Below are 13,355 nucleotides of genomic sequence, written 5' to 3' on the forward strand. Positions count from 1 at the left end.
ATTATTTGCAACAAAAGTAATGCAATTCTATTGAATAAAAAAGGTGATGCTTGAGCATCACCTTGAGGAGTCTTAATCTTTCCGTATGAGATGGACCTCTGAAGTCTGTGGAAAATTGAGCGGAACCCGTTCAATTGTAACAAAGCTGGAATCTAAACCAAAACCTTTTTCTTCGGACAAACTCATTTTTTTGAGGTAACCATAGATGTCCATAATTACTTTTTCTATCCATGTCATCTGGTTGGTTTTGGAGAGTACTTTTTCCAAAACAACAAACTTAAAGTCACCAGGAATATTGTGTTTACGTAGGGTGTCGTATTGACTGGTGATGTCAATTTCACCTTTTTTCACCATTTCCTCAACTACTTTTCTGAACAGTAGACTGATGCGCTGTTCCTCTCTAAAGCCAAGTTTAAAATCAACCCGTATTAACTTACCGGGGATAAGCTGATCGATTGAATATTCTTTTGTATGTGGATGATCCATCACATCAACGTGGACGAGCCAATATACATCCGCACGCTTTGGCTTTTTATTAATAATTGAATAAATAATTTTAGCCTCTATCTCGGATTTGAAATTTGCACTTGTCAGATAGACCAAATGCGACGCATAGGGAGGGACCGATTTGTCCTCGCTCAATTCGGAGATAATGGGGTAATATTTATTGATGTTAATGAAGTTAACAAAACGATTTTTAATTTTTCGCGCTGTGTACCAGCAATACATTGTTATATATAGCGCAGTGGCAAGCAGAAGAGTCAACCAACCGCCATGGGCTATTTTAACACCATTTCCTATTAAGAAAGTTAGTTCAATAACAAAATAAGCAATCAAAAATACCGCAATTAGTACACGGTTGACTTTTTTCATGGCGAGGAAGTATCCCATTAAAATCGTGGTCATCAATACCGTTAAATTGATCGCAAGACCATAGGCTGCATCCATTCGGCTTGATTCTTCAAAAACCCAGATGACAATCATACAGCCGACCCATAAAATTAAATTGATGGATGGTACATACAACTGACCTTTATGTTCACTGGGGTAGCGGATAGCCACCTTAGGCCATATATTCAACCGTACTGCTTCCGAAATTAGGGTATATGATCCGGATATCATGGCTTGACTGGCGATGACCGCTGCAATCGTCGCGATGGCGATACCGTAGCCTATAAACCAATCGGGCATGATTGAGTAGAACGGATTTTCACCTCCAAGGACACGTCCTTCCTGTGTCAATAACCAGGCTCCTTGTCCGAAATAATTTAGTATAAGTGTGATTTTTACGTAGATCCAGCTGATGCGGATATTGTTTTTACCACAGTGTCCCATATCCGAATACAATGCTTCGGCACCTGTAGTACATAAAAACACGGCACCGATCAGTAATAGCGAATGGGGATAGGTAATCAAAATATGGAAAGCATAATAGGGGTTGATCGCTTTCATCACTTCTGGTGCGAGGTGAAGATGAGATAAACCGATTACACCAATGATTGTAAACCAGATGGTCATCAATGGGCCGAAAACCTTTCCTACAACAGATGTTCCAAATCGTTGGATAATAAACAATAAGGAGATAATTGTAACTACAATAGGTACTGTAGGTAATCCTGGGAATTTGAGATCCAAACCTTCAATAGCCGAGGATATTGTGATGGCAGGGGTGATCATTCCGTCCGCTAACAAGGTCGCTGCACCGATCATCGCCGGGAAAATTAACCAAGGGGCTCGTTTGCGTACCAATGAATAGAGGGATAGGATACCGCCTTCACCTTTATTGTCTGCCCGGAGTGTGATCCAAACATACTTTACTGTTGTCTGGAGCGTCAGTGTCCAAAAAACACAGGATAGCCCGCCCAAGACTAAGTCCTTTTGAATGGCTCCTTGTCCCATGATTGCTTTGAAAACATACAATGGAGAAGTTCCGATATCTCCAAAAACGATTCCTAAACTGATCAATAATCCGGCGAAACTCACCTTATTGATACTGTTGTGATGACTGTTGTCTGCCATTTATCAATTATTTTATTTCAAAATATACTGCAAAAATATACTTTTTGCCTGTACTTTAAGTAGGTACATTTCCTGCGCCAAATTTTAGCATTTACTTTGACATGCGCAAGAGCTGTTAAAATTTGTTAAAAGAAACTTAGAATGAATCTATTTGCTGAAAAACTTTTAAACAAAATACTAACTTTGTTGTTGATAATTCAAATAGTTAGCGTTATATTTGATTAAACCGTAACCAGTATTTGAAGTCTAATTTAACACTATGGGGAGAAATCTACTTAAAGCAGCTTGTTTAACACTTTTATCCGCACTGACATTGTGTAGCGGGTTGACTCGGGTGTATGCAAAGTCTCCTTATGACCATACTATTTCGCAACATATTTGGGACGGCAGTGAGGCATTCGGAGAAGATAATAACATCAAGGAGACAGAGAAACTTATCAATAATGTGAAGGTTTTCTACAATCCGATTGCTGAACAAATAAATCTTTCTTTTAAATTGGCAAAATCGTCGAGTGTGTCTATCAAAGTAATGGATGCATTGGGCAATGAGATTCTCCAATTAATGAATGGTAATCTGGATTCAGGAATTCAAAATCTTTCCTTTGAGCATGGTGGAAAATTAACGACAGGATTTTACTTTGTACGTGTAGTTGCAGGTTCGGAAACCGTGGTGAAAAGATTTTCTATTCGATAAGAAAGTAACATTTTTCGATAAAAAGGTAATTTGTAATGTACGTTCATTCGTATACATAAAACAGCAAAGGGGGTCAAATGATCCCCTTTGCTGTTTTATGTATAGCTTGATTTGTTAATTTTGGTCTTGTTGTAGTTCTTCGATCCACAGTCCATCATCTTGAATGATCTTGATCAATTCATCTAAGGCATGGGCTGAACTCACATTTTTCTTAACCACCTGCTGACCTCTATATAATGTCACTTTATCAGGGCCCGCCCCAACATAACCATAGTCTGCATCTGCCATTTCTCCAGGGCCATTAACAATACAGCCCATGATTCCAATTTTTAAGCCTTTTAAGTGATTGGTACGGCTTCGGATCATCTGCGTGGTTTCTTGGAGATCAAATAAGGTTCTGCCACAGCTTGGACAGGAAATATATTCTGTCTTGGATATTCTGGATCGTGTCGCCTGTAAAATTCCGAACGAAAGTGAGGCGATATTTTCCAATGCCGTTGCCGGAGAGTCAATCCAAATTCCTGAACCTAAACCATCAATTAATAATGCCCCTAGATCTGTAGAAGCGTACAGCTGTATTTTTGATATCGGTTCTTCGGGATTCATAAAATCACCAATGGGTCCTGAGAATTCTTCCGCTAAATAAGAACGCTTGATAATGACAGGATTGTCAATACCGATTTCCTGCAGATTTCGAAAGAACTGTCTTTGATCTGCCATACCGTGCAAGTAATCGGTTTCTACGATAAATACGATTGTTTTGTCTAGCTGTAAGGATTCAAACAATGGGGTTAATAAATCTGAATTACAGATTTTGACCATATTCAGGACTTTATCCTTATTGTCTGACTTTACGAATTCTTCTAAGGTAAAGAGGGGATGAATATTGGTTTGATCGGTAAGTTTTGACCAGGTATTATAGTTATATACTTGCTTCAGATTTGCCGGCATCGTAAAGGATGGTAAACTGTCTGCGAGATAAACAAAGTCTACAGACTGCTCACCCATGTGGTATTTATCTAATAGGATATCGTAGCGATAACCTACTTTGGTAAGGATCTGAGCGTCCTTTAGATTTTCCTTAGAAATGTCGACCACAACCCTAGGTACCAAAGAGCCGCCGATGAAGGTATTTACTTCTTGGCTGGCATAAGGAATATGTGGTGTCTCCGGAGAGAGCTGAACAATCTCTTGTTTGGGCTGACTCGCGATGTTTGCCTTTCTTTTGCTATATCTATTGACAAGTGCTATAGCGACCGGAGCTTCCCGTTCAGGCTCTTCGGTTAGCGATACACGTACCGTATCGCCCAATCCATCTTCCAACAGTGTTCCGATACCGACGGCAGATTTTACACGACCATCTTCACCATCTCCAGCTTCAGTTACACCGAGATGTAGGGGATAGTTCATGTTTTCGGAAACCATTTTTTCGACCAGCAATCGATAGGCTTTGACCATGACCTGCGGGTTGGACGATTTCATGGAGATACAGAGATTGTAGAAACTCAGATCTTCACACATCCGGATAAACTCCATGGCTGATTCGACCATCCCTTCCGGAGTGTCACCATAATGACTCATGATCCTATCCGAAAGTGAGCCGTGGTTGGTACCAATACGCATAGCGGTGCCATTTTCCTTACAGATATTTACGAGCGGAGTGAATTTTTGATAGATGCGATCTAACTCGCGCTTGTATTCAGCATCGGTATAAGATAGCTGATCAAATTTCTTCTTGTCTGCATAGTTACCGGGATTGACCCTTACTTTCTCGACGATGCGCGCAGCGACCTCGGCAGCATTTGGTGTAAAATGAATATCAGCGACTAAAGGGACCTTATAGCCTCTTCTGCGAAGTTCATCTTTTATGTTAGCTAAATTTTGTGCTTCTTTAATACTTGGAGCGGTAATACGAACGTATTCGCAGCCCGCCTCTACCATTCGAATGGTCTGCTCAACTGAGCCCATCGTATCCATTGTATCTACCGTAGTCATACTTTGAATACGAATGGGATTATCGCCACCCATGGGAATATCACCGATCTGAATTTCCCTTGTTTTCCATCTCGAATAATCTACCTTGGAATTGCAATAGATTCCAGGTAATGTCAACATATTACTTGTGTCCATATCTAACACAAAGTTAGCTTTTCTTGACTAAAAATCGGGTGTCAATTAATATCTTCTAATTTTTATTGACGCGATGCCACCGTTGATATCGAAATCGAATTTTTGAGCGGCAGAGTCGTAATTTGTCGATTTTACTTCGCCTTCACTTTTTAGGAAATCGCCCTCATAATCTGTCGAGGATAATGCATTGTCGCTTGTAATACGACAGGCCGCGTTTTTGGGGATGGAGATTTCAATAGAGGAGGCTCCAGCATCCATAGAAATTTTAGTTGTTGCCAGCGGTTGACCTAATTTTAACTTTAGACTAGTCGCTCCAGCATCGATATCCAATGTTTCTATCTTGTAGGGTGAAAGATCTAACCTGGCATCAATTGCACCTACATCAAAATTCAGATTCCATAGGATGTTGGGGTTTAATGCGATAAACGTATTGTTGTTTTTGCTGTTAAAATCCTTGTTTTTGAATTTTCCCTTTAGGTTGATATCTAATTTGTCTGCAGATTCTCCATGCACAGTTATGCCCAGTAGATATTCTTTTGATGTGTTAAATGCCGAGAAGATTTCTGAAGTAGTGCTACTATCATTTCTTAATGAAGTGGCCCCCAAATCGAGGTTTAGGGTAGCACTATGGATTTTATCATCCAGCGGGACGTTTAATTTTTCTGTTGTATAATTTGTTTTATCGTTGGGATCGTCGACATTGATGTTGACGCCTTTACTTTTTAAAAGCTGTGTTAAAAGTGGTTCCTTTGGTGTCGACAGCCCTATGTAAGTCAAAAAACCTAAAATTACGACGGTAGAACCGATGGCGACAAACTGTCCAATCTGTTGGTCTTTGGGTACGAGCATACGAATTCCGGCAAGCACAATAAACAGCGGCCAGTATCTAAAAATACCTACCCAGTTGAAAGAAATTGTGTTGAGCTGTGATAATAATAAGACAACTCCTATAAAGAGAATGGTGATACCAGTTGTTATTCTTCGTGTATTCATAACTAATTCCGTTTGTTAATATGTCTCAAAAGTAAGTCGCTTTGAGAGATACCGTATGAATGTTTAGGCTATTATACATAAAAAATCGGTAAATGTGACTAATTGATCGGTAAGTAATTTCGTTTTTCGTATACTTTTTGGGTTTTCGCTTGTTTATATATTTGCTGAAATTAATTACCTTTAATGGATTACTTGGTTTAGTATAGTCGTAAAATTGGCGTAATACATTGAAATTAAATAGATAATATGATCTTTCATCACATTGGTGCATATCTCATCCTCCTGAAATCAGTTTTTAAAAGACCGGAGAAAGGTCGAATTTATTGGAAGGAAACCGTATTGGCAATGACCGATATTGGTATAGGATCTTTGGGACTTATTGTCATTATTTCTACCTTCATTGGAGCTGTTATGACCATGCAAATTGCCTTTCAGATGGTTTCGGACTTGATCCCAAATTCTATTATTGGTTCGATCAACCGGGATTCAAATATTTTGGAATTGGGACCAACGATTTCGGGGTTAGTTTTAATGGGAAAAATTGGGTCGTCTATATCTTCGCAGATCGGATCCATGCGTGTGACAGAGCAAATTGATGCCTTGGAAATTATGGGGATCAATGCCCCTGGTTATTTGATATTACCCAAAATATTGGCAGGTATCACCATGATTCCGATGTTGGTTATTATTTCCATCGTATGCGCCTTAGTTGGCGGTCTGTTGGGCGGGTCACTTTCGGGTGCTGTGACACAGGCGGATTATATTTTAGGAATTCAAGATGGTTTCAATGGTTTTACGGTGACAGTTGCCCTTGTTAAAGCTGTTGTATTTGGGTTTATTATTACCTCGATATCAGCTTATAAAGGGTATAATGTGAAGGGGGGAGCTTTGGAAGTTGGGCAAGCTAGCACAGAAGCAGTTGTCGTTGGCTGCATCACTATTCTTGCTGCAGATTATGTGATAACCGCATTAATGCTTTAAAAAGATTTTATGATTCAAATCGAAGATATTAACAAGTCATTTGGAGACAATCACGTTCTGAAGGGTATCAGTGCAAATTTCGAACCTGGAAAAGTGAGTTTGATTATCGGGGGGTCGGGTTCCGGAAAGAGTACTTTATTGAAATGTATTGTGGGCCTGCATCAACCGGAAAAAGGAAAGGTGATTTTTGATGGCAAGGATTTTACTCGGATGAATTTTGAAGAGCGCGTTCCTATTCGAAAAGAAATAGGCATGCTTTTTCAAAATTCAGCGCTGTTTGATTCGATGACGGTCGAACAGAATATCATGTTTTCGCTGGACATGTTTACGGAGATGTCTAAAGCGGAGAAATTAGATCGGGCAAATCATTGTCTGGAACAGGTTAATCTAGAGGGAAGAAATAAATTGTTTCCTGCGGAACTATCGGGGGGGATGAAAAAGCGGGTTGGAATTGCACGGGCAATTAGTATGAACCCCAAATACCTTTTTTGTGATGAACCCAATTCGGGATTAGATCCGGAGACTTCGATTGTTATTGACGAATTGGTGCTAAAAATTACGCAAGAATTGAAATGTACGACGGTCGTTGTTACACATGATATGAATTCTGTGATGGGAATCGGTGAGTATATTTTGTTTCTCTATAAGGGACAGAAATTCTGGGAAGGTTCCAATAAGGATATGATGCGATCGGATGTGGAAGAATTGAACAACTTTGTTTTTGCAAGTCCATTAATGAAAAGTGCTAAGGCTTCAATGGGGCAATAACATGTGAGAAGATGGCTTTATTGCGCTTAATTTTAGGTGTTTGATCGGCGTTAGCATCGTGCAGATTTCTTTTCTATTGAAATTTAGCTTAGTTTTGTCGGAAAATTTTGATTTTGGCAGCAACAAATATACAACTATTGACCCCACAGCATTGGAAGGACTATGAACTCATTGACTGTGGTGATTTTGAAAAACTGGAACGTTTTGGTGATTTAATTTTAATCAGACCAGAACCTCAGGCTGTATGGCCTAAGGCATTGAGTGATGCGGATTGGAACAAGCGTTACCATATCAAATTCAAAGGTCGTTCGGCTACTTCTGGAGAATGGTTGAAGAAAAATCCGAAGGTCCAGGACCGTTGGCACATCGAATATAAAAATAACGACGTGGCCATCAAATTTAGATTGGGCTTGACATCTTTTAAACACGTCGGGATATTTCCGGAGCAGGCTGTAAATTGGGATTATATTTCGGAATCTGTTCGTTCATTTAAGACGGAGAAACCGAAGGTTCTAAATCTTTTTGCATACACGGGTGGAGCATCTTTAATAGCAAAGGCTTCCGGCGCGGATACAACGCACGTAGATTCGATTAAACAGGTAGTTACCTGGGCTAATGAAAATATGGAGATTTCCAATTTGGATAACATTCGTTGGGTGGTTGAAGATGCTTTGAAGTTTGTAAAACGTGAGCTGAAAAGAGGTAATACGTATAATGGGATTATTTTGGACCCACCGGCATACGGACATGGGCCGAAGGGAGAGAAATGGAAATTGGAAGATCACATTATGGAAATGATGACTGAGGTCGTTCAATTATTGGATCCTAAAGAACATTTCTTGATTTTAAATACGTATTCATTAGGCTTTTCTTCTGTTATTGTTGAAAATTTAATTAAAACGGCTTTTCCAAAAGTGGAAAATTTAGAAATAGGGGAGTTGTTTTTACAAGCAACTGCGGGACCAAAACTTCCACTTGGCGTATTTGGTAAATTTCGCAAAATTGCGAAGTAAGACTTGTCAAAAGATTCTTTGAAAACAACACGGGGTGCTTATTTAAGCGTCCCGTGTTTGTTTTAAGCTCTATCAGGGAGTTAAATATGTATGTCTTTTAAACGTAGTGATGCAAGTTCGAGCTGTCTGGGTATCGCTGTGCTGATGTTTTGTGGAATGAGCGATAAATGTTGGGTAAGCTCGTTGTAATAGGTTATTCCAGCTTGTAATTGTGCTTTGAATTTGGCTACATATTTTATCTTTTTATCGTTCATGATATTTTTATTGTCTGTGACATATTTTTGAATATGATCGATATAAAGGTTGAGTTCGTTAATTAAAATAAAAGGTCTGTTGTCATTTTCAAAAACCGAAATACGGCCATAGATATGGTCGATCATTTCCCGCAAAGAATATTGTTTTTTGAACCAGACAAGATTTGGGCCTGGGCAGATGGATACAGCGGTCTGTTCTTTGCCCTTTTGGATATTGTACTTGAGATAAGCTGGTGCTGCGAGCCCTTCACAAAGACAGGTTTTTTCCGTAATGGCGTCAAAGGCTTTATCGTATTCCGCAGCGGGCAGGTTTTGTTTTTGGAGTTCCTGGATCTTTTGGTATTGATATGCGCGTGATGCGGTGCAGATCGGTTTATCACCAAACTCTGTGTTCGAAATAAGGTATTCTTTTTTACAAGGGCTACCGGGGCGCCCTTTTTTTATACGTTCCAATCGTAGGTACTCCGCGCCACTTTGTCTGAAATTGTTAAAGGGAATTCCCAAGGGAGATGCCCCACTACAATAGAAGTCTTCTTGCTTGGCCGTTTCCAATGCTTTTAAGGTTTCTTGATCTACCGTGGTTGCTTCGGGAACCATCAGAAATGGGGATCCCCATCCTACGGCATCGAATTCATAATAATTTAACAAGAACTGATGTTCTGAAGCAGTTCCCACACCTCCTTGAACTGTATATTTGATGATGGGGGGAGTTGTTAATGAGCGCTCTTGGGAAGTCCAATATTCGTGGTATATCTCGAAAAGTTCGGTTTTCAGACTTTCTTTTTTCTCTTTAAACTCTTGAAGGATTGGCCCCAGAAGAAAACCATCGGTTGCGAAGGCATGACCACCGCAGTTCAAACCGGATTCTATTCTGAATTCAGATACCCATACACCACGCTTAGCGAGATATTTTGCCTGGATGAGCGCCGATCGAAAGTCACTTACTTTCAAAACGACTTTTTTGTCAAATAGACCTTCACTATTTGGGAAGAAAGCCGGTAATTCAGCGAGGTAAGCGTATAGGTGTGGATTCATCCCTGCGGAAAGAATAAGAGAGGAATGCAGTGTGGAATTTGCAAAACCACGTAAGGCTGCTGAAGCATCAGAATAACGTTGATTCAATAGGTTACCATCCTGGTAATTCATTTTATCGACTTTGGACATAATATTAACATCGATGTCTCCCGCTTTGAGGTAATTGATCAATAGATCTTGCAGCTCGGTTTTAATCGCGCGATTGCTTTCAATTTCCATCGCATGATAAATTGGTTTTGAAGGGTGTGAATCGGGTAGAAGCTGAAAATATTTGGTAAGTTCGGAATTTTCGGTAAAAGGTTGACGCTTTAAGGCCTCGATTTGCCTATTGACCACAAACTGTACAAGATTGAGATAGGCCGTAATTCTTTTTGCTCGGTAATCTTCTTCTGTTTTAGCGATCGGATGATAGGAGATTTGATATTGTCCGCAGTAATAGCGGCGCATGCGCTCAATTAGTTCATCGTCAACAATAGACATTACGGAGGAGATGCCGTATTGTGCGACCTTAAGTGCGGAGTCGATGGAGAAAGCTAAGCCTAATACGGGGATATGAAAAGTATGCGTCATTCTTAAATATTTCTTTTACGAAATAATGGAGAATAACGCTGAAAAAAAGTAACGATTGTTTTATCGGGAAATGATTGTAATCACTATTCAAATACAATTGTCTTGTAGTCGTTGCGCATCACACGATCTTCGCTAAGGAGACGAATTGCTCGACTCAAAACAGCCTTTTCTATTTCTTTTCCGGCAGTTACCATATCTTTTACAGTATAGGTGTGGTTGACATGTCGTATATCCTGTACGATGATGGGACCTTCATCGAGCTGGTCGGTAACGAAATGCGCTGTGGCACCGATGATCTTAACTCCTCTTGCATGAGCCTGCTTGTACGGGTTGGCGCCAATAAAAGCGGGGAGAAATGAATGGTGTATGTTGACCAGTTTATTTTCAAAGATACTGACAAACTGAGGGGACAAGATCCGCATGAACTTCGCTAAAATAATATAATCGAAATTATAGTTTTGGATTTGTGCGATTAGTTGTTTTTCGAATGTTTCCTTTGTCAGGTTTTCATGTGAGATACAATGAAATGGAATATCGAACTTTTCCGTAAAGGAGCGTAGTGATTCATAGTTACCAATTACTGCCTGCACCTCCGCTCCCCATGTTTCGAAGTGTTGTCGTACCAAGATATCGGCGAGGCAGTGATGCTCCTTGGTCACGAGGACGACGATTTTTTTGCGGTTATTGGGGTTTATCTGTATCTGAGCGGATGGGGGAAGTACTTCGGCAAGAGAGTCGGAAAGCTGTTTCTGCTCAGGTACGATACCGTTACACACGACACGCACGAAAAATTTGTTGGCTTCTTCATCCACATATTCACGCATGGTGACAATATTGAGTTGATATTTTGCTAGCGTATTTGAAATGTTGGCGACTAATCCAACGGCATCTTGACATTGGATCAGAATTAAAGTTTGGTTGTGCATGAAAGGTGGTTGTAGGTTGCTAAAAAAGCGGGTTATTTTAACCCGCTTTTTTTGTTAGTTCTTCTTCAAGGTCAACTTCAACACGTAGATTTTCGACAATATGCTTTTGTCGGTCTGGTGTGTTTTTGCCCATGTAATATTCTAATAACTGTTGAATTTTATTGTCTTTGGACAAGATAACCGGGTCAAGTCGGATATCTTTTCCGATAAATAATCCAAATTCGGAAGGTGATATCTCACCTAAACCTTTGAATCGGGTAATTTCAGGTTTAGCGCCTAATTTTGCGATTGCTTTTTGTCGTTCTTCATCGGAATAGCAATAGATCGTTTCCTTCTTGTTGCGGACACGGAAAAGTGGTGTCTGTAAGATGGAAACGTGGCCAGCCTTGACAAGGTCTGGAAAAAACTGCAAGAAAAATGTCAATAATAACAGACGGATGTGCATTCCATCGACGTCGGCATCGGTAGCGATTACGATATTGTTGTAGCGTAACCCGTCGAGACCGTCTTCAATATTAAGCGCATGTTGTAAGAGGTTAAATTCCTCGTTTTCATAAACAATCTTTTTGGACATACCGTAGGAATTTAACGGTTTTCCTTTTAGACTGAAAACTGCTTGAGTCTGCACATCGCGCGATTTGGTAATTGAACCAGATGCCGAATCTCCTTCAGTGATAAACAAAGTTGTTTCTTGGTTACGTTCATTTTTATCGCTGAAGTGCACTTTACAGTCACGTAGTTTACGATTGTGCAAAGAGGCTTTCTTCGCTCTTTCGTTGGCGAGTTTTTTGATCCCGGCGATATCCTTACGTTCACGTTCAGATTGTAGAATACGTTTTTGAAGAGCATCTGCCGTAGCCGGATTTTTATGTAGGTAATCATCCAATGCTTTTTTGACAAAGTCATTGATAAATCCTCTTACAGTAGGACCTTCCGGGCCTACACTTTGAGATCCTAGCTTTGTTTTCGTCTGTGATTCAAAAACAGGTTCCTGCACTTTGATCGCGATGGCGCCGATGATTGATGAACGAATATCCGATGCGTCAAATTCTTTTTTGTAGAACTCTCGGATTGTTTTGACAAGCGCTTCACGGAAGGCAGCCTGGTGTGTTCCACCTTGCGTGGTATGTTGACCGTTGACAAAAGAATAATATTCTTCTCCGTACTGCTGGCCGTGAGTCATCGCGATTTCAATATCATCCCCCCGTAAGTGAATAATCGGATAGCGCATGGATTCAGCATCAATATTCCGTTCCAATAGATCTTTTAGTCCGTGCTCAGAAATAAACTTTTGCCCATTAAAGTTGATCGTAAGACCTGAGTTTAGAAAAACATAGTTCCAAATCATGTTTTCAACAAATTCAGGCCTATATTTATAATTCCGGAAAATAGAATCGTCGGGGTAAAATGTTACGGCTGTCCCATTTCGTTGCGTGGTATCTTTTTGTTCATCGTTGACTAATTCCCCTTTGGAGAATTGGGCGATGCGTGTTATATTTTGACGATAAGACTGTACGGTAAACTGACTGGACAAAGCATTTACGGCTTTTGTACCGACACCATTTAAACCAACTGACTTTTGGAAAGCCTTACTATCATATTTACCACCTGTATTGATTTTAGAAACAACATCAACCACAGAACCAATTGGAATACCACGTCCATAATCGCGTACGGAAACTTTATTTTCGTTTACCGTGATATCAATAATTTTACCAGCGCCCATAACAAACTCATCAATCGAGTTGTCAACGACCTCTTTCAATAAAACATAGATACCATCATCATAGGCCGAACCGTCCCCCAATTTTCCAATGTACATTCCCGGACGAAGGCGAATATGCTCTTTCCAATCCAGGGACCTAATGCTGTCTTCGTTATATGTACTCATAAATTAATGTAGAACTTAGCTAACAAAAGTAAAAAAAATAAACTACGATAAGTAGTTTAAAAGGCTAAATTTTTTAGATAT

The 13,355-nt window shown here is 40.0% G+C and carries 10 protein-coding genes; 4 read left to right on the top strand and 6 right to left on the bottom strand.

The window, feature by feature from the left end; all coding sequences use genetic code 11:
• Nucleotides 1–72: 72 nt before the first annotated feature.
• Nucleotides 73–2,019, bottom strand: coding sequence for a KUP/HAK/KT family potassium transporter (locus AACH28_RS19530; RefSeq protein ID WP_046671947.1), 1,947 nt, complete (start codon nucleotides 2,017–2,019; stop codon nucleotides 73–75).
• 259 nt (nucleotides 2,020–2,278) lie between these two features.
• Between AACH28_RS19530 and AACH28_RS19535 the strand changes: the two genes are divergently transcribed.
• Nucleotides 2,279–2,713, top strand: a complete 435-nt coding sequence (locus AACH28_RS19535) for a T9SS type A sorting domain-containing protein (RefSeq protein WP_070563202.1) — start codon at nucleotides 2,279–2,281, stop codon at nucleotides 2,711–2,713.
• Nucleotides 2,714–2,827: 114 nt separating this feature from the next.
• Here AACH28_RS19535 and ispG read toward each other — a convergent pair whose 3' ends face one another.
• Together ispG and AACH28_RS19545 are read right to left on the bottom strand one after the other, a co-directional pair.
• Nucleotides 2,828–4,843, bottom strand: coding sequence for a (E)-4-hydroxy-3-methylbut-2-enyl-diphosphate synthase (gene ispG / locus AACH28_RS19540; RefSeq protein ID WP_313234271.1), 2,016 nt, complete (start codon nucleotides 4,841–4,843; stop codon nucleotides 2,828–2,830).
• 45 nt (nucleotides 4,844–4,888) lie between these two features.
• On the bottom strand, nucleotides 4,889–5,836 hold the full coding sequence (locus AACH28_RS19545; protein WP_112375482.1) for a LiaI-LiaF-like domain-containing protein: 948 nt from the start codon (nucleotides 5,834–5,836) through the stop codon (nucleotides 4,889–4,891).
• 246 nt (nucleotides 5,837–6,082) lie between these two features.
• Between AACH28_RS19545 and AACH28_RS19550 the strand changes: the two genes are divergently transcribed.
• From AACH28_RS19550 to AACH28_RS19560, 3 genes are all read left to right on the top strand, one after another.
• Nucleotides 6,083–6,817 (top strand): ABC transporter permease, encoded by a 735-nt coding sequence (locus tag AACH28_RS19550; RefSeq protein ID WP_046671950.1) that lies wholly within the window; start codon nucleotides 6,083–6,085, stop codon nucleotides 6,815–6,817.
• Nucleotides 6,818–6,826: 9 nt separating this feature from the next.
• Complete coding sequence (locus AACH28_RS19555) at nucleotides 6,827–7,585, top strand: ABC transporter ATP-binding protein (RefSeq protein ID WP_075994183.1); 759 nt, start codon at nucleotides 6,827–6,829, stop codon at nucleotides 7,583–7,585.
• A 107-nt stretch (nucleotides 7,586–7,692) separates the two neighbouring features.
• The gene (locus AACH28_RS19560) at nucleotides 7,693–8,598 is read left to right on the top strand and encodes a class I SAM-dependent methyltransferase (protein WP_336838092.1); all 906 of its coding nucleotides are present in this window, start codon (nucleotides 7,693–7,695) and stop codon (nucleotides 8,596–8,598) included.
• 80 nt (nucleotides 8,599–8,678) lie between these two features.
• Here AACH28_RS19560 and AACH28_RS19565 read toward each other — a convergent pair whose 3' ends face one another.
• From AACH28_RS19565 to AACH28_RS19575, 3 genes are all read right to left on the bottom strand, one after another.
• A complete protein-coding gene (locus AACH28_RS19565; protein ID WP_341831275.1) occupies nucleotides 8,679–10,457 on the bottom strand; it encodes a hypothetical protein in 1,779 nt (592 codons plus the stop codon).
• A gap of 83 nt (nucleotides 10,458–10,540) precedes the next feature.
• On the bottom strand, nucleotides 10,541–11,383 hold the full coding sequence (gene purU / locus AACH28_RS19570) for a formyltetrahydrofolate deformylase (RefSeq protein ID WP_341831276.1): 843 nt from the start codon (nucleotides 11,381–11,383) through the stop codon (nucleotides 10,541–10,543).
• A 37-nt stretch (nucleotides 11,384–11,420) separates the two neighbouring features.
• Nucleotides 11,421–13,274, bottom strand: a complete 1,854-nt coding sequence (locus AACH28_RS19575) for a DNA topoisomerase IV subunit B (protein WP_075994179.1) — start codon at nucleotides 13,272–13,274, stop codon at nucleotides 11,421–11,423.
• Nucleotides 13,275–13,355: the final 81 nt, after the last annotated feature.

This window comes from Sphingobacterium thalpophilum (assembly GCF_038396785.1).
GTDB lineage: Bacteria > Bacteroidota > Bacteroidia > Sphingobacteriales > Sphingobacteriaceae > Sphingobacterium > Sphingobacterium thalpophilum_A.